The following is a 26674-nucleotide window of genomic DNA, read 5'->3' as shown; positions in this document are numbered from 1 at the left end:
ACTACGGAGGTTGTCGAATGGCTAAATTATTTGAACCGTATACACTACGTAATTGTACATTTAAAAATCGCATCGTGATGGCCCCAATGTGTATGTATTCTTGTGAAGCAGAAGATGGCATGATTACAGACTGGCATAAGACGCATTATACAACCCGCGCAGTAGGACAAGTAGGGCTCATTATTGTTGAAGCAACTGCTGTTCAGCCTGCGGGGCGTATTTCTGCTCAAGACCTTGGTATTTGGCATGACGACCATATTGAAGGTTTAACCGAGACTGTACGTTTAATGCAGCTATATGGTGCGAAAGCTGGCATTCAACTTGCACATGCAGGTAGAAAAGCTACAGTTGACGGGGATATCTCCGCACCATCGGCAATTGCTTTTGATCATCATTATAAAACACCCGTTGAAATGACGACTGAACAAATTAAAGAAACAGTTCAAGCTTTTAAAGACGGCGCAATTCGTGCACAAAAAGCTGGATTTGACTTAATCGAAATTCACGGCGCGCACGGCTATTTAATAAATGAGTTTTTGTCACCATTAACGAATAAAAGAACCGATGAATACGGCGGATCCGCAATTAATCGCTACCGTTTCCTACGCGAAATTATAGACGTAGTTCGAAGTGTTTGGAACGGTCCACTTTTCGTTCGTATTTCAGCACATGATTACACTGAAGGCGGTATGACTGCAGAAGCATACGTTGAAATGGCCAAATGGATGAAAGACCAAGACGTTGACCTAATCGATGTCAGTTCAGGCGCTGTCGTTCCAGCACAAATTGATGCATATCCAGGTTATCAAGTACCCTTTTCAGAAATAATTAAAAAAGGCGCGGATATCGCAACAGGCGCTGTCGGACTTATTACAACCGGCATACAAGCCGAAGAAGTATTGAAAAACAATCGTGCCGACGTCGTTTTACTAGCTCGCGAGTTATTACGCGATCCATACTGGGCATATACAGCTGCAAAAGAACTCGGCGTATCTATTGAAGCTCCTAAACAATATGAACGCGGTTGGACTAAATAAAAAAAGAGTACATTTACTTATAACCCGTTCCGTTTACTGGTACAAATACTAAATTAACCACGAAAAAAAGTCCAATTCAAAATTGGACTCTTTTTATTGCCTACATCCCAACCTTTATGGCTAAGTCATAGCAATGATTATGATTATTATTATTTATGTATTTTGTACTTCAATCATACAACGAATATAAAATAAACCAAAAAGAAACTCCTGCAGAAATAGAAGCAAGAAAAGTATAAATCGTAAAATTATGTTTATGTTTTTCATCTAAAATTGCTCGAATTGCGTATATGGTAAAGAAGATTGTAAAAAATCCAAGTAATGAATATAAGAAAAGCATCTTAAATCCCCCTTCAAAACCAACTTCTATAACTTATCCTATTAAACTAAGTCTAACCCTATTAATAAACAGGGCAAATTCTTCTAGAATCGCAACCATTAATTTTTGATGAATACTAAAATCTTTTTCATTTTTTAAGATTCAATATTTTAATTACACCATAGTAAATAAGCCAAAATATTAGCGGTATAAAAACAATATAGTTTTTTTGGGTGTCAGGTAATAAAATTAGAGTTATTATAGATATGATAATACTGGGAATAAGTAATATCCAATATAATTTTCTTTTAGTCAATTTATTTTCTAGTGAATGATTAGACATATCTATTACTCCTCTCTAACCTTATCCCAATATGGCCGATTGAAGCGCGATTATTGGTAACAAAAAAGCAATTCATAAAGATGCTTATTAACTAATTGTACTTAGATATAAGTCAAGGGAGTCTTCAACTTCACGTTCTACTAATGCTATAAAATCACTATAATCTTCTGTCGTATGTGCTTTATCAAGCGCTTCATAATAGGCCAATCGATTTTCCACTTTAATAATGACTGGAGGGAATCCATCTTTCATTACTTCTAAATTCAGCAAAAGCCTTGAAGCGCGTCCATTTCCGTCTATAAATGGATGAATGCCAACAAAAATAGCATGCAACATAGCTCCACGCTCAACAGGATGGAGGTAGATTCCTTCTTTTTGATACCAACTCATCATTTTCTCCATTTTTTCTTGAATCAAATAATGCGCTGGTGGTATATGTGTAGCGCCAGAAATAAAGACCTGTTCTTTACGATATACACCTGCATACTCGTCAATAATTCCTTTTAGAATTAAACGATGCAGGTTTTTTATTTGCCATTCAGAAAGCGATTCTTTCATTTGGACAATTTCTTCAACATAAGAAATGGCATCACGATGATTTATTACCTCTAAATGTTCTCTCAATGTCTTACCACCGATTGTAATTCCCTCAAGAACCACTTTCGTTTCGTTCATGGTTAAAGTGTTTCCTTCAATCGCATTCGAATTATATGTCCACTCTAGAAATAACTTATCACGTAAACTTTTCAATGTATATTTTGGTAAAGGACGTGCAGCATCTAATTTCGCCTTCTTTTTATTAATAATTTCAAACAAATGATTAACCTCCCAAGTATACAAGTAGAGTATTTCTATTATTGTAACGCATATTGGAAAGTTTCTATACCTAATTGATATTCATCTTACTATTAAAAATAGACTATGTGATTATAGCTAAAGATTTATTTAGCACCTGTTTTGTCGTTATCACGTAAGCGCCCCCGATTAGTAAAACATGCAAAACAAGAAAGTAATTAGATAAAGTGCAACTCCGACAATTAACATCTCGGCAAAAATATAGTAAATACATTTAAGTATAAATTCAAAGAAATCATGGATAGCTCCACCTAAGTCATCCATAAATCTCGCCATTTATATCCCTACATATTTTGGACTGTTTATTGTATGGAATTTTGAATAATAAAAAAGCACCGCTAAATGCGATGCCAATTGACGTTTTAATTCGATGTTAATTTACTTGTTATATTAACTTTTGTACCACTCAACTAAACAAGTTAATCTCACGGTGTAGGTTATTTTATCATTCACAAATATACTTCTAAACACGCATCACTTTTCCATCTTTCCATTCAAAAACAGCAAAATCCTCAGCAATAAATAGTTCAGGAAATATCGCCTGCCCTTGTTGTTTCAATTGCGTAATATCACTTGGTAAAAAACGCGCACTAATATGATTGGCAATCAGCGCTTTTGCACCCGCTTGTTCAGCGGTTCTTGCCGCACCCGATATCGTTGAATGGCCATACTCTTTCGCTAAATCTTCAGTCGTTGAATCAAAAGTCGCTTCATGAACAAGAATATCTGCATCAATTGCTAACTCGACTGCAGCAAGACAATAACTCGTATCCCCTAAAATCGTCACTGTAAATCCATTCTGAGGCGGTCCTGTAACATCCTCACTTCTTACAATCCGACCATCTGGTAATGAAACATCTTCCCCATCTTTCAGTAACTTCAACAATGGCCCTTTCGGAACGCCGGCCTTCGTTACTTCCTCAATTAACAGTTTCCCTAATAATGGTTTTTGTTCAATGCGAAAACCGAAACAAGGGACACCATGTTTGAGACTTTTTGTTACTACCCGAAAACGTTCATTTTCAAAAACAAGACCTTCTTCAATCTCATGCACGACAAGTTCATAATTCAAATGACTTTTCGTAATTCGTAACGTTGTTATAAGCCACTCTTCAAGTCCGACTGGACCGTAAATATCTAATCTTTCATCTCCACCGAGAAATGCACGTGAACTGATAAGGCCAGGCAAGCCGAAAATATGATCCCCATGTAAATGTGTTATGAAAATTTTAGCGATTCTACGCGGCTTAAGCGAAGTATGTAATATTTGGTGTTGTGTCGCTTCGCCGCAATCAAAAAGCCATAAACCTTCCCCTTCTGCATTTAAATTAAGAACTGCCGATGACGTATTCCGTAATTTCGACGGCATGCCTGCGCCTGTTCCTAGAAATTGCAATTCCATGCCCTTCGTCCACCTTTCTAGTACTGCCTAATATTATTTTCCTCGTTTAATGGAACCTTCACCAAACTTCTGCTCAATTTCAGTGACAATTGATTCCATTTTGTCCTCTTTTGCATGCTTCTCATAATTGTAAATAGATAATTGCTCATGTAGTTCATTCATTGGGATTACATTGGTAACCGTTATTCCAAGTAGTCTAATCGGCTCTTCATCCCAATGTTTTTTAAATAAATCTGCCGCTTCTTGATAAATCTTTTCTTCATTATATAAAGGGTTAAGCACAGTGCGACTTCTTGATTGATTTTGCCAATCCGCCGTACGAATTTGAATCATCACAACAGTGCCGCCAAGTTGCTGTCGGTCAAGTCTTTGTGCAACCTTATTTGCAAGCCACTTTAAAACTTTCAGGCATTCATCCAGATCTGTTTCGTCAATTGGTAATGTTGTAGAGCTTCCGACACTTTTACGCTCTGCAGCCGCTTCTGGATCTACTGGGCGATTATCTATTCCTAGTGCCCGTAATCTTAATCTACTCCCATTTTTACCAAGCGAAGTTCGAATGAGAAGTTCCTCTGCTCGTGCAAGATCACCGATTGTTTTAAGGCCATGTGTATTCATCTTCATTTCAGTACTTTTCCCAATTCCATGCATCTCTATAAGCGGAAGTGGCCACAACACGCGTTCTACTTCACGCTTTCTTAAAATCGTAATGCCCATTGGTTTTTTCATATCTGAGGCGGTTTTTGCTAAGAACTTATTGGGTGCGATACCTATTGAACAAGGTAGATCTAACTCCAGAAGTATACGATTTTGGATACCTTCAGCAATTGAGACTGCATTCGTCAGGCCTCCTATTGCAGTTATATCAATATAAGCCTCGTCAATCGACACAGGCTCTACGAGATCCGTGTAGGTACGGAGTAAATTAAACAAGGCAGCTGAAGCAACGCGATACTTTTCGAAATCAGGTGGTACGATTACTAAGTCAGGACAAAGTCGTCTCGCTTCTCCAACCGTCATTGTTGTGTAAATACCTAGCGCCCGTGCTTCATAAGAGCAAGTGACAAGGATTCCCCTACGCAATTTCGGATTCCCAGCAACAGCCATAGGAATCCCTTTTAAAGAAGGATCATGCGCCTGCTCTACTGATGCAAAAAAGCTATTCATATCAAGATGAAGAATGACCTTTGCCCGTGTTTCACCGACATTTGACATCATCCATCAGCCATCCTTTTTATTCAATAGTATAACGCAAAAACCGAGCAAATAACACTGCTCGGCTAACAACTTATAATTATTTTGCGACTTGTGCTTCTACATAGTCATTTATTTCATTAATTCCTGGCAAAGACCTAGATAATATCTCAGTATCTACAATTGTAATCATTCGATTTTCTAGATTTGCAACAGCAGTGAAATAAGGCGTTTTCGAATTAGCCAAAAATGCCGATGTAGTTAATGTACTTACAGGTATATCAAGTATTTCCTTCGCATCTAGTACGAGTAATCCTATAAAAAAGTCTTTAATTTGCACAACAACTATGCGTGATTCCTCATTGTCCAATGCGCTTTTATTGTATAATATTTGTTCAAAATCAAGAATTGGAACAAGCTCGCCACGAATGCGCATGAGTCCGAGCATATACGCCGGTAAATGCGGTATCGGATTTACTTGCTCGAGTTTTTCAATAGAAACAGTCGAATCAATGGAAATGGCATACTCTTCATTCCCACACCTTACAATAACCGCTTTTAAGACACTCATCTATTTGACCTCCCAATCATTTGGTCGTTGTTACACTAATAATTGCAATGAGCAATTCTGTTAATTTATTTAGTTCTTCAACAGGCATTCGCTCACTCTTCGTGTGAATCTCTTCGTAACCAACTGATAACGTGAGCGTCGGGATGCCGGCTCCATTAAATACATTACCGTCACTTCCGCCTCCACTTGTTAAAAGTTCGGGTGTTCTACCTACAAGTTTAACTGCGGACATTGCAGTTTGCACTGCCTCAGACTCTTCTCCAAAACGGAAACCTGGATACATTTTTTCAACTTTGGTCTCAGCAGTCCCACCCTTTTCTACTGCAACTTGTTCAAAAGTAGTAATCATGTGTTCCAGTTGCTTGTTTAATTTATCTGGATCGATAGAACGTGCTTCAGCTAAAATTTCCACTTCATCACAGACAATATTTGTTGCTTGTCCACCAACAAAACGGCCAATATTCGCAGTCGTTTCAGAATCTATACGTCCTAATGTCATCGCTGATATACATTTTGCGGCAATATTAATTGCAGAGACACCTTTCTCCGGCGCAACTCCTGCATGTGCTGTCTTGCCGTAGATGTTCGTCCAAAGCTTCGCTTGATAGGGTGCACTCGTCACGATTCCTCCAACTTTACCATCACTATCGACCGCATAACCATACTTCGCTTTAATAAGCCTGGCATCCATCTCTTTTGCTCCGACAAGACCGCTTTCTTCACCAGCAGTAATGACAAATTGAATATCACCATGAGGCAATTTTTCCTCTTTCAAGACACGCGCCATTTCAAAGAGTGCGGCAATTCCCGCCTTGTCATCCGCTCCCAAAATCGTAGTACCATCAGAATAAACATAGCCATCTTCTCTAAGTTCTGGTTTTATCCCAATGCCCGGGACAACGGTATCCATATGGCAGGTGAAATAAATCGCGTCTACATTGTCAGTATTACCTTTCATAGAAGCAATCAAGTTCCCCGCACCATGCCCAGTACGTGCTGCAGAATCATCTTCTATAACATCAAATCCAAGTTCTTCCATTTTTTGTATTAAAAGATCTGCAATTGCACGTTCATCTTTTGTTTCCGAATCAATTTGAACAAGTTCAAAAAACTCGTTTAATAATCTCTGTTCATTCATAAAAATACAGCCCCTTACAATGGTATATTACCGTGTTTCTTCTTCGGTCTTGACTCTTTTTTGTTACGCATCATTTCAAGCGCTTGAATGAGTTTAATGCGTGTTTCTCTTGGATCAATAACATCATCAATCATGCCGTGTGATGCTGCGACATACGGATTAGCAAATTTCTCACGGTATTCCGCAATTTTTTCTGCACGCATTGCATCAGGATTATCTGAATTGGCAATTTCACGTGCAAAAATAACGTTTGCAGCCCCTTCAGGACCCATCACCGCAACTTCTGCATTTGGCCATGCAAATACGATATCTGCACCGATTGATTTAGAATTAAGTGCCACATACGCACCACCAAAAGCTTTACGTAAAATAACAGTCATTTTTGGAACAGTTGCCTCTGAATAGGCATATAAGATTTTAGCTCCGTGACGAATAATTCCACCGTGCTCCTGTTTAACGCCAGGGAAAAATCCTGTTACATCTTCAAAAGTAATAATTGGAATATTAAAAGCATCACAAGTACGGATAAAACGCGCCGCCTTATCAGATGAATCAATATCAAGGCCACCAGCCATTACACGGGGCTGATTACAAACAAGTCCAACAGATTCACCCTTAATGCGAGCAAATCCAATAACTATATTACGTGCAAACTCAGCTTGAACTTCCATAAATGAATCCGCATCTACTACTTGCTCAATCACTCTACGAATATCATATGGACGAATTGCTTCAAACGGAACGACATCCGCTAACTCAATACGGTAATCATCCTCATCGGCCGTTTCAATAATTGGTGCTTTTTCTTCATTGTTTTATGGTAAATAAGAAAGTAATTTCCGTACATTTTCAAGAACTGTTTGCTCATCTGATCCGCGGAAATGTGCATTTCCACTAATTGTATTATGGACTTTAGAACCGCCAAGTTCCTCTGAAGAAATCTTCTCACCAGTTACTGTTTCAATTACTTTAGGTCCCGTAATGAACATTTGACTCGTTTCATCCGTCATAAATACGAAATCTGTAATAGCAGGCGAATAAACAGCACCACCCGCACAAGGTCCTAAGATAACTGAAATTTGCGGAATGACACCAGAATAGATTGCATTTCTATAGAAGATTTCACCATAGCCATCAAGTGAGAGAACGCCTTCTTGAATACGCGCACCGCCAGAGTCATTTAATCCGATAAACGGCGTACCATTCTTAGCAGCTAAATCCATCACATTTGCAATTTTCATTGCATGCATTTCACCAAGCGCGCCACCGAAAACAGTGAAATCTTGCGAGAATAAATAAATCGGATTACCGTTCACTTTTCCGTAACCTGTCACAACGCCGTCCCCAGGACCTGCAAGTTTGTCCATACCAAAATCTTGATTACGATGTTTCACAAAAGGATTTAGTTCTACAAAAGTGTCCGCATCAAGCAATAATTCAATACGTTCTCTTGCCGTAAGTTTACCTTTTTCATGCTGACGATCAATTCGAGCCTCGCCGCCACCTAGTTCGATTTCTCTTTTTCTATCATAAAGTTCATTAATTTTATCGTAAATATCCATTTTATTAGCCCCCTTTATTTTTTTCGCACAGTTCAAATAAAACACCAAATGATGATTTAGGATGAAGGAAAGCCACTTCGGCGCCCCCCGCACCTTGTTTAGGTTCATCACTTAACAACTGAACACCTTTATCATGTAATTCAGCCATCCGTGTGCGAATATCCTTCACACCGAATGCAATGTGATGAACACCTTCGCCCCTCTTAGCGATAAACTTCGCTACAGGACCATCTTCACTCATTGATTCTAAAAGTTCTAGCTTCACATTACCTGCATTAATAAAAGCGACGCGGACTTGTTGACTCTCAACTTCTTCAATCGCCAACAGCTCCAAGCCTAAAGTATGTATATAATAGTCTAGTGTTTCATCGATATTTTTTACTGCAATACCAATATGGTCAACATTGTCCATAAGAACCACCCCTTTCCTCTATTGTACATTCTTACCCATTAATTCGCTACATCTTGTAGAATCTTAAATATCTGTTAAAATAGAGTTAAGTTCTTAATTGAAGGAGCAATGTCAAATGAGTAATAAAAAAGTACGAAAAGCGCTCGTATTAATAATGGTTGTTGCAATGTTTATTTCAGGTTTAGGTATGGGTCTTAGCATGTTAGTCTCTAACTAAAAAACTGTCCTTCTAGGCAATCGCCTGGAAGAACAGTTTTTTAAATTCAGTTAAATTTCTTCACAATGCGCATCAAATTGACCTTGAAGATTTGCTACTACTGACATTGGATCATGTCCTTCAATTTCATAACGCCCAACTTCAGAAACAAGTTTTCCGTCTTTTAATAACACAAAAGCCGGTGATGATGGTAAATAATCTTCCCCGAAATGCATACGCGCTTGTGCAGTCGCTTCTTTATCTTGTCCAGCGAATACAGTTACAAGATGATCCGGACGCTTATCATAGTGAACAGAATGTTGCGCTGCAGGACGTGCAATGCCTCCCGCACAACCACAAACTGAATTCACCATAACGAGTGTTGTTCCTGGACGCTTAAAAGCATCCTCAACTTGTTCAGGTGTTTGAAGCTGCTCATAACCACTTGCATCCATTTCAGAACGTGCGCGCATTATTGTATCATTCATTAATAAATTAAAATCCATAGCCATCTTCAAAACCCCTTTCTATTTACATTTTCATCATATCAGCCTAAACAACGACTTGCAAAGGACTTGCATAAGCAATTGACTAGAATTTAATCATCCACCCATGTGGAAATAATGAAATATTTCGTAATCTATTTCCCGGGCAAGCGCAGAATCTGACATGATGTGAATAAAATACGTCTAAATTCAGACAAATTCAGACAATTCAAACGTTTAAATATGAACTTTATTTAAGTAAACCTATTTCTTTAAACGGGTAATAACGGAAAATAACTTTACCAAACAGCGCATCATCCGATACAAAACCGAAATAACGACTGTCTTTACTAAATAAGCGATTATCACCCATAACGAACAAATAACCTGCTGGTACTTGTTGTTCCCCCGTCAATTCTTCAAGTGAAAAATCACCCGTTAATTTATTGACCAACAAAGCTTTTTTCTTTTCAGCCAAATAAGGTTCTGGAACAACAACGCCATTTATTAATAACTCGTCATCTTTCATCTCAATCCGATCACCTGGAAGTCCAATTACTCTTTTAATATATTTTTCATTCGAATCAGGTGCATCAAAAACGACCATATCAAATCGTTCAACATCACTTATTTTACTTACAATAATACGATTACCATTCTCAAAAGTTGGTGACATAGATTCTCCCATTACAATTGTTGGGGAGAAAATAAATTTATGACAAATGAGTACAAAAGCAACTGCAAATACAATTGCCTTCACCCAAGAAAAGATTTCTTTTTTGACACCCTCACTCACTTTCAGCCCTCCCTATATAAATCAATACGCATCTCAATGATGCTTTATGTCTATTTGAAATCTATATTCTTGGTGATCAATTTTATGTTCCCTCAAACAACCGATCCACAGCACTCGTCACAGTCAGTTCACCATGAAGAAGGGCTTTCTCTAATAAAGCCACTTCTTCTTTCTTCCCTTTTTCTGCAAAGAAAGTATCAATCAGGCGATCATTTATCATCGAACGGAACCAATCCTTCGTTTGTGCATTCCTTCGTGTTTCCCAGTGCTGAATGCTTTCCATCGTCTCTTTAAACGTCAACACCATCGACCAGACATCTTCTAGTCCCGTTTTTTTAATCGATGACACAGGTAATGCAGTGGACATCCATCCAGGTGAAGCAGGCTGTAGGAAATGAAGCAGCTGACGATACTCTCTTACCGTCTTTTTAGCTAACCGTAAATTATCTCCGTCTGCTTTATGGACTACAATCGCATCTGCCAACTCCATAATGCCTTTTTTCATCCCTTGTAATTCATCCCCAGCACCTGTTAAAACGAGCAGCATGAAAAAGTCTACCATGCCGCGGACTACCGTTTCACTTTGTCCAACACCAACTGTTTCAATTAAAATAATATCGTAACCCGAAGCTTCACATAACAACATCGTCTCACGTGACTTTTTATGCACGCCACCGAGCGTACCTGAGGTTGGCGACGGTCGAATAAAAGCATTTGGGTGTCTCGCCAGCTCTTCCATTCGCGTTTTGTCCCCTAAAATACTACCGCCTGTAATTGACGAACTTGGATCAATCGCAAGGACAGCCACTTTATGCCCGGCATTACAAAGCATCAAACCAAATTCTTCGATAAATGTACTCTTACCAGCACCAGGAACACCCGTAATACCAAGTCGAATACTATTACCCGTTTTCGGCAACAAATTGAGCAATAACTTTTGCCCGACATGTTTGTCTTCCATTGTAGTACTCTCTAGCAGCGTAATGCCTTTCGCCAAATGAAGCCGTGAGCCTTCTAAAATATTATCCGTCAACTCATCAACTGAAACAGTTCGATTCTTTTTAACAAAACGCTTCCTCGGTGCCGCGGTCATCCCGTCATGTGAAGAATTAATGCCGTCCATCACGTGCATTGCACTATCTAAACGTACATCATCTTTATTCTCCATTATTCCGCCACTTCCTCATAACCGAGTCTGCGGTAAATTTCTTCAATAACTTTTTCAGCGGCAACAGGAATAACTGTTCCAGGACCAAAAATTGCAGCAGCACCGTTTTCACGTAGGAAAGCATAATCTTGTGCTGGAATAACGCCGCCCACAACGATTAGAATATCTGCACGTCCAATTTCAGTTAACTCAGCAAGTAATTCTGGTACAAGTGTTTTATGACCTGCAGCAAGCGAACTTACCCCGATAACATGCACATCATTTTCAACTGCTTGTAACGCTGTTTCTTTAGGTGTTTGGAATAAAGGACCAATATCAACGTCAAATCCTAAATCGGCAAAGGATGATGCAATTACTTTTGCTCCGCGGTCATGACCGTCTTGCCCCATTTTAGCAATCAGAATCCTTGGACGACGACCTTCATTTTCTAAAAAGTCATTGGACATCGCTTTGACGGCTTCAATTTCCTCTTCATTAGAAAAATTGGAACTATATACGCCACTCACAGAACGAATTACAGCCTTATGTCGGCCTGCCACAGATTCTATGGCATCCGAAATTTCACCAATTGTCGCACGTGCACGCGCAGCATCAACAGCACAAGCAAGCAAGTTGCCTTCTCCAGATCGAGCCGTTTCGGTAATGACTTGAAGAAGATTCGTAACTTCAACTTCATCACGTTTTGCTTTCATATCATTAATACGGTCAATCTGTTTCTGTCTAACGACTGTATTATCTATGTCCAAAATATCAATTGGGTCTTCAATGTCCAGTCGATATTTATTCACGCCTATAATTGACTCAGCCTTCGAATCGATTTGAGCCTGTCGTTTTGCAGCTGCTTCTTCAATCTTCATCTTAGGTAGTCCAGTTTCAATCGCTTTTGCCATACCACCAAGTTCTTCAATTTCCGCGATTAATTCCCACGCTTTTTCCATCAGCTCTTCTGTTAATTTCTCAACATAAAATGAGCCACCCCAAGGATCCGCAATTTTCGTCATCGTCGTTTCTTCTTGCAGGAACAACTGTGTATTACGCGCAATACGCGCAGAAAAGTCTGTTGGTAAAGCAATTGCTTCGTCAAGTGCGTTCGTATGAAGGGATTGTGTGTGTCCCATCGCCGCCGCATTCGCCTCAATGAGTGTACGCGTAACATTATTAAATGGATCTTGCTCCGTTAAACTCCAGCCTGACGTTTGTGAATGTGTGCGCAGTGCAAGTGACTTTGCATTCTTCGGTTCGAACGACTGAATCATTTGTGCCCACATTTTACGTGCCGCGCGCATTTTCGCAATTTCCATAAAATAATTCTTTCCAATGGCCCAGAAAAACGACAATCTTGGTGCAAATAAATCAATATCTATACCTGCTTTTAACCCAGTCCGAACATATTCCAATCCATCTGCAAGCGTATATGCTAGTTCAATATCCGCCGTCGCACCCGCTTCTTGCATATGATAACCAGAAATCGAAATCGAATTAAACTTCGGCATACTTTTAGAAGTATATTCGAAGATATCCGCAATTATTTTCATCGACATTTCTGGTGGGAAAATATACGTGTTTCTAACCATATATTCTTTCAAAATATCATTCTGAATTGTTCCTGCTAACTTATCGGGTGTTACACCTTGTTCCTCAGCTGCAACGATATAGAATGCCAATACAGGGAGTACTGCGCCGTTCATCGTCATCGACACAGACATTTGATCTAGCGGAATACCGTCAAATAAAATCTTCATATCTTCTACAGAATCAATCGCAACACCGGCTTTTCCGACATCACCGGTAACACGAGGATGGTCTGAGTCATAGCCGCGGTGCGTTGCCAAGTCAAACGCAACGGAAAGGCCTTTTTGCCCCATCGCAAGATTTCGTCTATAAAATGCATTACTTTCTTCTGCAGTTGAAAACCCGGCATATTGACGAACTGTCCACGGTCTAGTTACGTACATTGTCGGATAAGGCCCTCTCGTATTCGGTGCAATACCTGGATAATCTTTTAAGTGCGCTACATCTTGCACATCTTCTTCTGTATAAACAGTTTGAATATCAATGCCTTCATTTGTCGGGAAAGGCTTATCAGTTATAGGAGCGCCTTGGATAAGTGATTCTGCACCCTCTAATGGATTTACATCCTTAAATTCAGGTTTTTTCATCGTGCATCCACCTCTTTCCAACCATTCTTAATTTCCAATAATTTCTCGATACGGTCAAGACCGCTATATATAAAACCATTCAGCCCAGCAGTCAACCACTTAGCAGAAAGTTCTGAATCGAATTTACCAGCAATATCAATCTTTATCCCTTGAGGCAACCCTGCTAATAAAGCAGACATAACTTCTTCGGTTTTATCAGTTGTACCACAAACAATAGCATAATCCGGTTTTTCATTTGCAAGCCACTCCAGCGCTTCTAAAGCCGTAGTAAATTCTGGACTTTTATCAGCTTGAATGCCACCCGTTGCTAGAAAACCACTAACAAAATCAGCACGTGATTTAAATTCTTTTAATGGACCAAATGTACATAACACTGTTTTGGGTTGCTTAATCGCAAAATGAGCACGCAACACTTCAAAAGGTTCAGCTAAACGCCCTTCAATAGTAAGACCGTTCGTCCCTTCTAATGTAGCTGCATCAATATCCGCATAAACATTCGTTCCAATAAGTGCTGTTTTGCCCGTAGCAACGTCCTTTAAACGCGTTTCCTGACAGGTTTTTAATCGCTCAGCCAATGCGCCACTTTCAACAAACGCCTTATACCCACCTTGCGCTTCTATGTCCAAAAATAATTGCCAAGCCTTCTCCACAAGTTCTCTCGTCAATGTTTCAATAAAATAAGATCCCCCTGAAGGATCGATTACTTTATCAACAAGCGCTTCCTCTTTAATGACGAGTTGGACATTTCTTGCAATACGGATAGATGCAGGTGTTGTCCTGGTTAAAACATTATGTGGTTGTACTGTAATCACATCTGCTCCTCCGAGAACGGCAGACAAAGTCTCGTTTCCAGCACGTAGCAAATTGACATATGGATCTAACTTCGAATACGTTCGTAAAGAAGTTTCAGCTAATAAAGGGATATGCTTCGCGTCTTCACCGAAAGCCGTTCCCAATGCCTTCCACAAAACGCGATAAGCACGGATTTTTGCAATCTCCATAAAGAAATGTGTATCTACTGCAAATCGAATACAAAACTTTTCACTAAATTCATTGAACGACTCATAATCAGATGCCAATTCAGCAGCTTCTGAAAGAGCGACCGCCAATTCAGTTACCGCATCCGCACCGTCGTAATGCGCATCACGTAAATCCGCAATGATTGAACGAACGTTTGTAAATCCTTCTGGTAAACTAGTCGTAATAAGCGAAACAACACCTTGAACTTTATATCGTTCTTCCACAGGCACTAGATTAAATATAGCTATAATTGGATCGTTTTCTTTAATATTTGATAAAAAGATTGGATAACTTGTTAAAAGACTCGCTAATTCTGAAAGTGATTCATTGTCCCAAACTAGAGGTTGATTCCCATCATAAAAAATCGCCTCATTACCGCGGCCAATTGAAATAATCAATTCTGCAACAAAACTTTTCCCGTTGCTTGCATATTGCTGTTGAGCGACAATCCAACCAGTAGTCGTCTTTGCTTCTCTTATAGTAGGTATAGTATTATTTAATGCTTCATCTTCAATATAGAGCGGTTGAAGATCAATGCCTTCAGGTGTTTTAGTAATGAGCTTTTCAAAAGGTTGCCCTCTCATCGACTTTAGCGCAATTTCCTGCCATTCCTCATAATTAGCTTCTTCAAAAGTTGCTGTTTTCATCGTATGTATTGTCATTTAGCAATCGTACCTCCCCAAATAATCAATCTACCTTTATTTTACATGAGCTAGAACTATTTTGTAAGTATCAATACATCAGTTGTGTTTAAATTAAACTCTAATTAACAGAAATTTCTTTGTATAAAAAAACCTAGAACCACTAAAGCGGGTCCTAGGTTCGTTATATTAATAAATAACAGTGTCTTTAGCAGAAATATTTTCTAAAATTTCTTTCACTCTTGCTAAGAATCGCCCACAAACTAGACCATCTAATACACGGTGGTCAAGGGACAGACAAAGGTTTACCATATCCCGCGCTGCAAACATATTACCTTCCATAATTACAGGGCGTTTCACAATTGATTCCACTTGAAGAATGGCAGCCTGTGGATAATTGATAATCCCCATTGATTGGATTGAACCAAATGAACCAGTATTGTTCACAGTGAATGTACCATCTTGCATATCAGCAGACGTTATTTTTCCTGAACGCGCTTTTGTTGCGAGACCATGAATCTCTCGGCCGAGTCCTTTAATTGTTTTTTCATCTGCCTGTTTAATGACAGGAACAAATAGGGAATCTTCATTCGCAACTGCAATCGAGATATTAATATCTTTTTTCTGAATAATTTTGTCGCCTGCCCACATCGAATTCATCATCGGGAATTCTTTAAGTGCTTGAGAAACGGCATCTACAAAAAATGCAAAATAAGTTAAATTAAAGCCTTCTTTTTTCTTAAAGTCTTCTTTTACTGAATCTCGGTATTGCACCAGATTAGTCACATCAACTTCAATCATCATCCAAGCATGTGGCACTTCCTGTGAGGCACGGACCATATTATTCGCAATGGCACGACGTACACCCGTAACAGGTATTTCCGTATCCCCGACAGCAACAGGATGATTCACTTGAACTTTAACCTTTTCCGGTTCTGGTTTAGAAGGGGCAACAACAGGTGTGTCTGCTTTTTGAACTCCGCCACTTTCAATGAGTGCCAGCAAATCCTTCCGCGTAATACGTCCACCAAGACCAGTTCCTTTAACAGTTTTCAAATCAATATTATTGTCCTGCGAAAGGCGGAGCACTGCTGGAGAATAGCGTCCACTTGCATCATTTCCCTTAGAATCATTTGCCATTGGTACAGCTTTTACAGCTTGAGTTTCTGATGCAGAAGCTTTTTCACCTTCATCAGTTCCCTCAGTTTCAATGACACAAACAAGGGCACCAACATCTAAAGTTTCGCCTTCTTTGGCAATTAAATCCTTTATCGTTCCCGTAAATAATGAAGGAATTTCAGCATTTACTTTATCTGTATTTACTTCTGCAATTGGATCATACTTCGTAATTTTATCGCCTGGTTTCACTAACCACTTTTCAATTGTTCCTTCAGTTACGCTTTCACCGAGTTTCGGCATTAAAATATTTTCGATAGCCAAAAAACTTCACCTCCGTTTCGTTAAAATTCAGCAAGTTCCCGTGCCGCTTTTTCGACTTTATCTGGATTCATCATAAAAAATCTTTCCATTGTTGGTGAATAAGGCATCGAAGGCACATCAGGCCCAGCAATTCTTTTAATCGGTGCATCTAGGTCAAATAAGCAGTTTTCCGAGATAATAGCTGCAACCTCACCCATAATGCTACCTTCCATATTGTCCTCTGTAACGAGTAGTACTTTACCCGTCTTAGAAGCCGCTTCAATAATTGCTTCCTTATCAAGTGGATAAATCGTACGTAAATCCAGGACATGTGCTGATATGCCATCATCTACAAGTCTTTCCGCAGCCTGTAGAGCAAAATGAACACATAATCCGTAAGTAATAATTGTGATACCGTCGCCTTCTCTTTTGACATCTGCTTTCCCAATCGGAATTACATAATCGTCATCAGGAACCTGACCTTTAATTAAACGATAAGCGCGTTTATGTTCAAAAAACAATACGGGATCATCATCACGAATCGCTGCTTTAAGTAAACCTTTTGCGTCATACGGTGTAGACGGCATCACAATTTTCAAACCAGGTTGGTTAGCAAACATCGCTTCTACTGATTGAGAATGATAAAGCGCGCCGTGAACGCCGCCTCCGTATGGTGCACGAATAACAATTGGACAAGACCAATCATTATTTGAACGATATCGAATTTTCGCCGCTTCAGAAACAATCTGGTTTACAGCAGGCATGATAAAGTCTGCAAATTGCATTTCCGCGACAGGTCGTAATCCATACATTGCTGCACCGATTGCAACACCAGCAATTGCTGATTCAGCAAGCGGAGCATCAATTACACGGTCTTCACCAAACTCGTCATATAACCCTTGTGTCGCTTTAAAAACGCCACCCTTTAAGCCAACATCTTCACCAATAATAAACACACGATCATCATTAGCCATTTCTTCTTTCATCGCAAGTGTAATCGCATCGATATAAGACATAATCGTCATGATTGGTCCCCCCTTGCTTCAGCATAAACATGAAGAAGTGCTGATTCAGCATCCGCATACTCAGCATTTTCAGCGTAATCAGTCGCATCGTTAATTTCTTGTAAAATTTTAGCTTCTAATTCCTGCTCCAACTCTTCAGTTAAAATGCCGACTTCTTTTAAATAATTAGCAAATGCCAAGTTCGGATCATCGCGCTTCTCATTATCAAGTTCTTCTGCAGCACGGTATTGTCTATGGTCATCATCAGAAGAATGAGATGTTAGACGATAACAAATTGCTTCTATTAGACTCGGCCCTTCTCCGCGACGTGCACGGTCTGCGGCTTCCTTCGTAACACGGTAAACTTCAAGCGGATCTGTTCCGTCGACTGTTACACCTGGCATACCATATCCAATTGCACGGTCAGAAATATTTTCACAAGCAACTTGCTTCTCAATAGGTACAGAAATCGCATATTTATTATTTTGAACCATAACAATCGTAGGTAGTTTATGAACTGCAGCAAAGTTCATACCTTCATGGAAATCTCCCTGATTTGTAGATCCTTCACCAAGCGTCGTAAAAGTAATAAAATCTTCTTTTTTCATCTTACCAGCTAGTGCAACACCAACCGCATGCGGCAACTGAGTTGCAACTGGAGAAGAGCCTGTTAAAATACGATTTTTACGCTGACCGAAATGACCTGGCATTTGTCGACCACCCGAGTTAGGATCTTCCGCTTTAGCAAAAGCTGAAAGCATCAACTCTCTTGTCGTCATACCAAAATGGAGTACAACAGCCATATCACGATAATATGGTGCAATCCAATCCTTTTTATTATCGAGTGCAAAAGCCGCACCAGCTTGCGCAGCCTCTTGCCCTTGACATGAGATTACAAAAGGTATTTTTCCTGCACGATTTAACAGCCACATTCTTTCATCGATTCGACGAGCACGAAGCATTGTTTCATATATATTCAGAACATCTTCATTCGTCAGCCCAAGCTGATCATGACGATTTTCACTCATATTTATAATCCCCCTTTTACATATGAATTGCTTTTCCATCTACTGCAAGCGCGGCTTCACCCATTACTTCGGCAAGTGCTGGATGTGGATGAATTACACTTGATATCTCCCAAGGTGTTGCATTCAATACCATAGCTAGACCTGCTTCTGAAATAAGTTCTGTAACATGTGAGCCTATCATATGAACACCGAGTATATCATCAGTCTTTTTATCTACTATTATTTTCACGAAACCATCAGAATTACCATTGACAAGCGCTTTTCCAATAGCTGCAAAAGGAAACTTTCCGATTTTATAGTCGTATCCCTCTGCCTTTGCCTGTTGCTCAGTAATGCCAACACTAGCAGCCTCAGGACTTGAATAAATACAACGTGCTATTTTAGTGTAATCAATCGGTTCATTCGTTAGACCAGCAATATGTTCAACCGCCGCAATACCTTCATGTGCAGCGACATGAGCCAATTGTAGGCCACCAATCACATCACCAATCGCATATATATGATGTTCTTTCGTTTGAAAAGTTTTTCTTGTTTGGATAAAGCCGTCTACTACTTCAATTTCAGTATTTGCAAGGCCAATACCTTCAGAGTTTGCTTTACGCCCAACTGAAACAAGAATCTTTTCCGCAGTAAACAATTCTGTTTCGCCGTTTACTTCCGCAGAAATCTTAACTAAACCTTCACCTTTAACAAGTGTTTCAGGTAGAACCTTAGCATTTGTAATAAATTTGATTCCATTTTTAGTCAGTAGTTTTTTCATTTCTTTAGATATATCTTCATCTTCACTTGGTATAATGCGGTCTGCATACTCAATGACAGTCACTTCAACACCAAAATCATTCAGCATAGACGCCCACTCAATACCAATTACACCGCCACCAATAATAACAATACTTTGCGGTAGTGCTTCCAGCTTTAATGCACCATCAGATGAGAGAATATTTACTTCATCAATTTCCAACCCAGGCAAAGTACGCGGGCTTGAACCTGTCGCAAGTACTAAATGCTTTAAAATCAGCATTTCATTCTCATCGCCGTTTGTCATCTCAACAGAAATCGTCCCCGGCATTGGAGAGAATATTGAAGGCCCAAGCATTCTACCTAACCCTTCAAATACATCAATCTTACCTTTTTTCATAAGTGAAGTTACACCTTGATGAAGCTGTTTAACAATCTGCTCTTTTCTTGCTTGAACGCGACTGAAATCAAGCGTTACATCATTCGTTGTAACACCATACTCAGATGCCTTATTTTTTGCTAAATCATACACTTCAGCACTTTTCAAGAGCGCTTTACTCGGGATACAACCTTTATGTAAACAGGTTCCTCCGAGTAATTCTTTTTCTACTAGCGCTGTTTTCAAACCTAATTGCGCAGCGCGAATTGCAGCGACATAGCCACCTGTTCCGCCACCCAATATGACAACATCATATTCTCGTCCCAATAAAATTACCTCCTTTAAAACAAAACTTCACATTTTGTTTTTGCTATCTAGCATAAATCAGGGACAACAGACTGTCTGTTGAAAAATACTGCATGTAAAGCACCGTAAGATCTCCAAAAGCTAAGTCAGTTAACTAACTATATCAATCACCAAGGAGATCCTTACAGACCTTATTTCATTCTTTATTTATTCTATATACATTTTCTAGATGAAAAAATCCTTAACGTCTTGAATAAACACTTTTTTCTGTTTGTAAAAATGTGCTACGTGTTTTTGCAACGCGTGCAATACGCTCTTCCGCCAGGTGGTCTGCTGCTTGATAAGTCGGAATACTATCGCGACGTGAAATTGCAAAAATATCACCAAGTATGTCGTAAATACCACCAACACGCTTCAACGCACGTTCATAATTATAACCAACAAGTTCATCTGCAACATTAATAACGCCACCTGAATTAATTACATAATCAGGTGCATACACAATGCCCATTTCATGAATTTTATCGCCGTGAATATCTTCTTTTAATTGGTTATTTGCAGATCCTGCAATTACTTTAAATTTAAATTGTGGAATCGTTTCATCATTGATAATTGCGCCCAGTGCACAAGGTGCAAATATGTCTGCGTCCACCGAATAGATCTCATTCGGTTCAACAGCAACCGCATCAAACTTGTCAACAGCACGTTGAACGGCTTCCTTATTAATATCAGTGACGATTAACTTCGCACCTTCTTCATGCAAATGCTCGCATAAAGTAAATGCAACGTTCCCCACACCTTGTACAGCAATCGTTTTATCCGCTAACGAATCGCTACCAAATGCTTCTTTAGCCGCTGCTTTAATTCCTTGGTATATTCCGTAAGCTGTCATAGGCGATGGATTTCCTGAAGAACCATTACCAGCACTTACCCCAGTTACATAATCAGTTTCCAAATTAATATAATCCATATCCTCTTCTGTCGTGCCAACATCTTCTGCAGTTATGTATCGTCCACCTAATCCTTCAATATAACGTCCTAGTGCACGGAATAATTCTTCGCTCTTATCTTTTCTAGGATCTCCGATAATGACCGTCTTACCGCCACCTAAATTCAAACCTGCTGCCGCATTTTTATATGTCATACCACGCGCAAGGCGAAGTGCATCTTCAATCGCTTCTTCATCAGTATCATAAGTCCACATCCGCGTACCACCAAGTGCAGGTCCTAGTGTTGTATCATGAATTGCTATAATTGCTTTTAATCCAGAAGTTTGATCGTGGCAAAATACTACTTGCTCAAAGCCGTTTTTTTCTAATTTACTAAAGATTGTCATTAAAATTTCCTCCTTTATTGATTACCATTTAATTTTGAAGTCTTATGAAGAAAATTGCAAGCACAAGTGTGCAATTATACGAGATCAAACTTTTCAAGTTTATAATATAATGAACGAAGTGAAATTCCTAATCTGTTTGCAGTGACTGATTTATTATTATTATTTTCTTGTAATGAATTTAATAAAATTGTTTTTTCATAGTCATCCATTATTGTAGCAAGCGTATTCTTTGACTGGAGTAAGTAATTATCTACTCCCTTTTCAGGTTCTGCTAAAGATTTATTAACATCATCAAACTCCAATACAGTCTTGCTTGAATCCATATAAATCAACGCACGACTTAAAACATTTTCAAGTTCTCTAACATTGCCAGGCCATTCGTAACTTTGTAACTTTTCCTCGGCCTCTTTTGAAATTTCTTCTATATTCATACCTAGTTCTTTATTAAGTTTAATCAAAAGATGATTAGAAATTTCTAATATATCCTCTTGCCTTACGCGTAATGAAGGTATTTGAATCGCCATTCTACTCAGCATATAGTAAAGCTCTTCTATAAATGAGCCATCAAGCATCGCTTTTTCAAGGTTTTTTGAACTTGCAGTTATAAAACGAACTGCAACAGACTCATTATTGTCTGTAGAATTTGAATAAACCATTCCCTCTTTCAAGTAAACAAGTAATTTACTTTGAATTGCATGTGGTAAGTCTGCTATTTCGTCAAGAAAAAGTGTGCCATTTGCCGTTTCTCTAAACAGGCCTTTCTCTTCACTCAAATCACCACTACCGAATAGTTTCGCCTCCAAAATAACAGGATCAATAGCCGAACAATTCACACGTATAAACTTATTCGATTTCCTATCACTCTCACTATGGATTGCATGCGCAAATAATTCTTTCCCACTACCAATCTCGCCCCGCAATAAAACCGGCACATCATTTCCAGAAGCTAAACGAGCCATCTCAATGGAAATATTGATTTCCTTAGAACTCCCGTAAACATCCGCAAATGTATATGTAGACTCAAGTTTTCTAATAATAGACAACGCTTGGTCAAGTTCACTCATAAGACTACGAATTTCAGTCATGTCATGAATAACGCCAACGCTTCCCTTTATTTCTTGGTCTACAATTATTGGCGCAACATTCACAATCACTTCTTTGTTTTGATCGCCAACACGCATATTTACGCCTCGAACTGCTTTTTGCGTTCGCAACACTAGCATATGAATACTTTCACCTTCACTAATATCCGCAGTTGCCGGCCTGCCAATGACCTCTTCTTCTGTTAATCCCGTTAAACGCGTGTAAGCAGGGTTAACAAGAATGCCATTACCATTTTCATCCACTACGGAAATGGCATCGTCACTAGAATGAATAATCGCTTGAAGCATCGTTTGTACTTTTTTAAGATCAGTAATTTCTTCAGCAAGCGTAACAACTTCTGTAATATCTTTAAAAATAGCGAATGCCCCAACCGTATTTCCTTGCTGGTCAAAGAGCGCATAGCGGGAAGTCACTATTTTCAAACCATTGGCTAACGTTTGTTTTCGATTCGTTTCTGATTTTCCTGTATGAAAAACATGTGGAAGCTCCGTCGTAGGAATAATATCCAATATATTTTTTCCAATCGCTTCTTTTATAGGAATCCCGATCATAGTGGCAGCGCTTTCATTGAAAAAGTCTACTTCGCCTTTTTGATTCATCCCTATCATGCCTTCTTCAATCGAATCAAAAATCATTCTTTGTTTGTAAACTTCCGAATACATTCGCTTGTTGACTGTTGTTTCCTCTTGAAGTAATTGAATAAATAACTTTATAAATGAAGCATTCATTAATGTTGTTTCCGCATTTTTACTTTTTTGTATATCATCGTAAAGTTCGCTGTTTCCAGTCGTTTCAATAATTAAGCTTAAATCCGCAGACAAATATTCCTTCCAATCACGCCCAATTACATAATTACTCGAAAGGGTACGCTCTTGATTTTTTTGATCCATGTCAATTACAGCAATCACTGTAATGAATTTATAACTTTGCAGAAGCTCAAATATTTCAACACCATCTGGACCTGCTCCGATTATTAGGATATTTTGCAAATACATTCATACCTCTCTTTGTTAAATGCAATATATTGCAAGCATAAATTCATCATACATCATTGCCATGTTCTTGACAATATATATTCAACAGGTAAAATTATATTTAGCGATATATGTTTAACAGAAAAACGCCTGAATAATTGACGTCTTTCTATAATTAAGGAGTTGTTTAAATGGCACGTCTTGCTGCTTTTATTGTATTACTCATTCCTGGGATTTTTGCCGCTGGTGGCATTAAGCTTATGAGGGATTCTTTATATGGTGTTTTATTTAATCCATTTACAGTAAGCTGGTTGCAGTTTGTAGTAGGATTTATATTATTTGCTGCCGGAATTTCTTTCTTTGCAGGCTTTCTTCTAAACCGTGATCGAAGAAATGGCAGAGTTCAGAAACGTTTTGCAAAAAAAGAAAGTTTGTGACGACTAACGTCACAAACTTTCTTTTTTCCATTACTAGATATTCAGTACCCCATCAGTCAATTTAAATAGTCCATTTGTTTTGTTATGAATAAGTTTGTAAGACTTTCCAATTTGAATAATCGTTCCAGGAAATGCTTCTTTTGTTACTTCAATTTGTGCTGGCACAGCATTTTTAATTCGAACTAACAGCTTCTGAATTTCAAAATCTAGTGCCTTTATCGTTTCTTTATTTCCATTAATTGCATCGCTAATCTTTGTAAGAGCTTCATTTTGATCATAAGATAAGTTATTTTCAAATTTAGAAAACTGTTCCATATGTAGTTCGAGCTGTGCAACAACTTCATGGCGATTCTTTAAATCAAGCGCCATTTCCTGTATTTCTATTTGCAATGCCGATTTATCGACACCAGATGCATGTAAAAGAGTTTTTCTTTCATGTTCATTTCCTACAATGGCACACTCAATACTATCAACCGCTTTCAGTGTACCACCAATGATCCTACCTCTATCTTTATCCACAACTATTCGCTTTGCTTCAATATCGCTACTGAATAAATAAAGCCCTGCATGTACTTCTTCAGCATAAAGTTTGCAGTTATTTGCATGCTTTAAATAAATATTACCTTTTGCTTCAATAATTGTATCTCCTCCACCAAAGACACCGCCTTTTATAAATATATCGCCTTTCGAAGAGTAGATACTCTCTGCATTAGTGACGCCTTCAATACTATCAATCGAAATATCACCCGTTGCATTCACTGAATAACCAGCATAGATTGTACCAAGAATTTCTACTGAACCATCAAAAGTGACGGCACCCGTCTCCGGTCCAATATCGCCTTGTATCACCAAGTGTTTGCCAACGCCTACTATGTTGTTGGAAAATTCCAGTGCACCACCGTATTTAGCGCGTAGGATAACTTTATCGCCTTCAGTTTCTTCAGTAACTGACTTTCTGTCGTATTTAAATACTGCATCTTTACCTCTTGTAGCGACAATTTTATTTCCTAATATATCCGTGCCATTTATTCCATCTTGTGGTGGTATTTTTTCCCCAAGCCAATCTCCTTCATTAACAGGGTACACAAAATTCATTTCATAATAATTGGCAGATCCATCTTCCCTAATAACTGGTTTGCGTTCTGGGCGTTCTATGTATGTAATAACTGCGTCAGCGCCTTTAGTTGGCTCAGTTCCTTTTGCGCCAATAATCGGTTTACCAGTTTGAATTTGGTTTTTCGACAAGTCGCATAGACCAAAAATCACGCCAGCTTCATTAAGACATCTTTCCATTTTTAAAATAATTTCGGATTTCTTCGTCGCAATTTCAATTGCCGTTTCATTGACAACTAATTCAACAAACATATTGTTTGGTGCTATTGTCAATTCAATAAGTGGTAACCATTTCCCTATAACTTTCCCGTCACCGATTCCATTCAAAGCATCTTTTAAAGTAGTAAAAGAAATTAATTTTATGCGAGGTAATTCTTTTGTAATGTCATCAAAGTTTTTCAATGAATAACCTTCACTTTTTAAATTCAAGATAACTACATCATTTTCTAAAAACAAATCAAAAAAGTCATTTTGTAATAACAAACCCTCGTCACCTAACCTTTCACATTAACTAGTATAAAGCATTCTTTTGAGATTGGTTACTACTTTTACGATTTAAAAATAAAAATCCGACAAATAGGGATAATCCCCTACCGTCGGATTTGGTTAACTTGCCATATGCTCAAGTCGAATCTTATCAGCAATCATTGCGATAAATTCGCTATTCGTTGGTTTACTTTTTAAATGATGGACTGTGTAGCCAAACATTTTTGATATAACTTCATAATTCCCACGGTTCCATGCAACTTCAATCGCATGGCGTATGGCACGTTCTACTCGCGAAGGGGTCGTATTAAATTTGGTAGCAATATCAGGGTAAAGTACTTTGGTTACTGCGCCTAGTAGCTCTACATCTGTATAAACCATCTGAATTGCCTCTCGTAAAAAAGCATAGCCTTTAATGTGCGCAGGTACGCCAATCTCTTTTATAATGCCTGTAATTGTTGTATCCAACACTTTTTGACTAACCACGCCAGTTGTCGAGCCTCCACCTGGCTGTGAGATAGGAATAGATTGCTTTCGTAATCCTTTTATTTGAAGTATCTGATTTGCTAACCTTTCAAATTCAAAGGGCTTTAACATAAAATATGATGCTCCTAGGCTGGCAGCTTGTGTCATAACATCTTCTTGTCCAAATGCCGTTAGCATAATCACATTAACATCAGCGTAGGATGGATTTTCTGCGATCGTCTCTAATACTGCAATTCCATCCAAATGCGGCATAATAATATCTAATAACAGCACATCAGGTTTTTTTTCCTCAAGTAAAGATAAACAAACCTTCCCGTTTGGCGCTGTCCAAATAATTTCAATTTCAGCATGCCTTTCAAAATAAGTTCCCATCATTCTTACAAGTTCTTTGTTGTCATCAACAATAGCCAATTTCAGGTTTTCCAATTCTTATCCCCCTTAGAAAAGTATCGACACAATTAGCACTATATAAATACTTTGTATAAGAAAGTTTCGACAAACAAAGTATTAACCCTTTTATTTATTTAAGAATGATTCGTCCGACATATGATTTCATCATTAATCGA

The 26674-nt window shown here is 38.7% G+C and carries 24 protein-coding genes and 1 pseudogene; 3 read left to right on the top strand and 22 right to left on the bottom strand.

The annotated features are described in order from the left end of the window. Positions 1–17 precede the first annotated feature (17 nt). Positions 18–1037, top strand: coding sequence for an NADPH dehydrogenase NamA (gene namA, locus AC3RV6_RS08000; RefSeq protein ID WP_489748920.1), 1020 nt, complete (start codon positions 18–20; stop codon positions 1035–1037). A 169-nt stretch (positions 1038–1206) separates the two neighbouring features. Here namA and AC3RV6_RS07995 read toward each other — a convergent pair whose 3' ends face one another. The 9 genes and pseudogenes from AC3RV6_RS07995 to mce all read right to left on the bottom strand — a co-directional run bounded on the left by AC3RV6_RS07995 (position 1207) and on the right by mce (position 8833). Beyond that, positions 1207–1377: a hypothetical protein gene (locus AC3RV6_RS07995; protein WP_489748919.1), complete on the bottom strand. Its 171-nt coding sequence runs from the start codon at positions 1375–1377 to the stop codon at positions 1207–1209. Positions 1378–1786: 409 nt separating this feature from the next. After that, a complete protein-coding gene (locus tag AC3RV6_RS07990) occupies positions 1787–2515 on the bottom strand; it encodes a Fic family protein (protein WP_489748918.1) in 729 nt (242 codons plus the stop codon). A gap of 168 nt (positions 2516–2683) precedes the next feature. After that, positions 2684–2830: a hypothetical protein gene (locus AC3RV6_RS07985; RefSeq protein ID WP_489748917.1), complete on the bottom strand. Its 147-nt coding sequence runs from the start codon at positions 2828–2830 to the stop codon at positions 2684–2686. Between the two features lie 187 nt (positions 2831–3017). Next, complete coding sequence (gene rnz / locus AC3RV6_RS07980) at positions 3018–3956, bottom strand: ribonuclease Z (protein WP_489748916.1); 939 nt, start codon at positions 3954–3956, stop codon at positions 3018–3020. A gap of 33 nt (positions 3957–3989) precedes the next feature. Beyond that, on the bottom strand, positions 3990–5174 hold the full coding sequence (locus AC3RV6_RS07975) for a DNA polymerase IV (RefSeq protein ID WP_489748915.1): 1185 nt from the start codon (positions 5172–5174) through the stop codon (positions 3990–3992). 76 nt (positions 5175–5250) lie between these two features. Further along, the gene (locus AC3RV6_RS07970) at positions 5251–5721 is read right to left on the bottom strand and encodes a chemotaxis protein CheW (RefSeq protein WP_489748914.1); all 471 of its coding nucleotides are present in this window, start codon (positions 5719–5721) and stop codon (positions 5251–5253) included. Positions 5722–5737: 16 nt separating this feature from the next. Beyond that, a complete protein-coding gene (locus tag AC3RV6_RS07965) occupies positions 5738–6859 on the bottom strand; it encodes a M20/M25/M40 family metallo-hydrolase (protein ID WP_489748913.1) in 1122 nt (373 codons plus the stop codon). Between the two features lie 14 nt (positions 6860–6873). Next, positions 6874–8421: pseudogene (locus AC3RV6_RS07960) on the bottom strand (acyl-CoA carboxylase subunit beta). A 4-nt stretch (positions 8422–8425) separates the two neighbouring features. Beyond that, a complete protein-coding gene (mce, locus tag AC3RV6_RS07955) occupies positions 8426–8833 on the bottom strand; it encodes a methylmalonyl-CoA epimerase (RefSeq protein WP_489748912.1) in 408 nt (135 codons plus the stop codon). Between the two features lie 115 nt (positions 8834–8948). Between mce and prli42 the strand changes: the two genes are divergently transcribed. After that, positions 8949–9050: a stressosome-associated protein Prli42 gene (gene prli42 / locus AC3RV6_RS07950; protein ID WP_489748911.1), complete on the top strand. Its 102-nt coding sequence runs from the start codon at positions 8949–8951 to the stop codon at positions 9048–9050. Positions 9051–9100: 50 nt separating this feature from the next. Here the strand turns inward: prli42 and AC3RV6_RS07945 are convergent, their stop codons facing one another. The 11 genes from AC3RV6_RS07945 to AC3RV6_RS07895 form a co-directional block, all read right to left on the bottom strand. After that, positions 9101–9541, bottom strand: a complete 441-nt coding sequence (locus AC3RV6_RS07945; RefSeq protein ID WP_489748910.1) for a BrxA/BrxB family bacilliredoxin — start codon at positions 9539–9541, stop codon at positions 9101–9103. A 223-nt stretch (positions 9542–9764) separates the two neighbouring features. After that, the gene (gene lepB / locus AC3RV6_RS07940; RefSeq protein ID WP_489748909.1) at positions 9765–10310 is read right to left on the bottom strand and encodes a signal peptidase I; all 546 of its coding nucleotides are present in this window, start codon (positions 10308–10310) and stop codon (positions 9765–9767) included. A gap of 82 nt (positions 10311–10392) precedes the next feature. Then, a complete protein-coding gene (meaB, locus tag AC3RV6_RS07935; protein WP_489748908.1) occupies positions 10393–11478 on the bottom strand; it encodes a methylmalonyl Co-A mutase-associated GTPase MeaB in 1086 nt (361 codons plus the stop codon). Beyond that, on the bottom strand, positions 11478–13637 hold the full coding sequence (scpA, locus tag AC3RV6_RS07930) for a methylmalonyl-CoA mutase (protein ID WP_489748907.1): 2160 nt from the start codon (positions 13635–13637) through the stop codon (positions 11478–11480). Before scpA ends, meaB begins: the two co-directional genes overlap by 1 nt. Then, complete coding sequence (locus tag AC3RV6_RS07925; RefSeq protein ID WP_489748906.1) at positions 13634–15319, bottom strand: methylmalonyl-CoA mutase family protein; 1686 nt, start codon at positions 15317–15319, stop codon at positions 13634–13636. Before AC3RV6_RS07925 ends, scpA begins: the two co-directional genes overlap by 4 nt. Positions 15320–15487: 168 nt before the next feature. Continuing rightward, on the bottom strand, positions 15488–16738 hold the full coding sequence (locus AC3RV6_RS07920; RefSeq protein ID WP_489748905.1) for a dihydrolipoamide acetyltransferase family protein: 1251 nt from the start codon (positions 16736–16738) through the stop codon (positions 15488–15490). A gap of 20 nt (positions 16739–16758) precedes the next feature. Continuing rightward, positions 16759–17742, bottom strand: coding sequence for an alpha-ketoacid dehydrogenase subunit beta (locus AC3RV6_RS07915; RefSeq protein WP_489748904.1), 984 nt, complete (start codon positions 17740–17742; stop codon positions 16759–16761). Then, entirely contained in the window at positions 17739–18749 is a 1011-nt protein-coding gene (locus tag AC3RV6_RS07910) for a thiamine pyrophosphate-dependent dehydrogenase E1 component subunit alpha (protein WP_489748903.1), read from the bottom strand. Before AC3RV6_RS07910 ends, AC3RV6_RS07915 begins: the two co-directional genes overlap by 4 nt. A 16-nt stretch (positions 18750–18765) precedes the next feature. Further along, entirely contained in the window at positions 18766–20193 is a 1428-nt protein-coding gene (gene lpdA / locus AC3RV6_RS07905; protein WP_489748902.1) for a dihydrolipoyl dehydrogenase, read from the bottom strand. 220 nt (positions 20194–20413) lie between these two features. Continuing rightward, positions 20414–21514, bottom strand: coding sequence for a Leu/Phe/Val dehydrogenase (locus AC3RV6_RS07900; protein WP_489749215.1), 1101 nt, complete (start codon positions 21512–21514; stop codon positions 20414–20416). Between the two features lie 68 nt (positions 21515–21582). Then, entirely contained in the window at positions 21583–23607 is a 2025-nt protein-coding gene (locus AC3RV6_RS07895; protein WP_489748901.1) for a sigma-54 interaction domain-containing protein, read from the bottom strand. Positions 23608–23777: 170 nt separating this feature from the next. On the opposite strand from AC3RV6_RS07895, the gene AC3RV6_RS07890 reads away from it, so the two are divergent. Beyond that, complete coding sequence (locus AC3RV6_RS07890; protein ID WP_489748900.1) at positions 23778–24023, top strand: DUF2627 domain-containing protein; 246 nt, start codon at positions 23778–23780, stop codon at positions 24021–24023. Between the two features lie 33 nt (positions 24024–24056). Here AC3RV6_RS07890 and AC3RV6_RS07885 read toward each other — a convergent pair whose 3' ends face one another. Then, positions 24057–25619, bottom strand: a complete 1563-nt coding sequence (locus AC3RV6_RS07885; RefSeq protein ID WP_489748899.1) for a flagellar assembly protein A — start codon at positions 25617–25619, stop codon at positions 24057–24059. Positions 25620–25742: 123 nt separating this feature from the next. After that, the gene (gene spo0A / locus AC3RV6_RS07880; RefSeq protein ID WP_489748898.1) at positions 25743–26534 is read right to left on the bottom strand and encodes a sporulation transcription factor Spo0A; all 792 of its coding nucleotides are present in this window, start codon (positions 26532–26534) and stop codon (positions 25743–25745) included. Positions 26535–26674: the final 140 nt, after the last annotated feature.

It is taken from the genome of Sporosarcina sp. So3-204 (assembly GCF_058068165.1).
The sequence above is the reverse complement of the archived record's forward strand: the minus strand, read 5'-3'. Positions and strand labels throughout refer to the sequence as shown.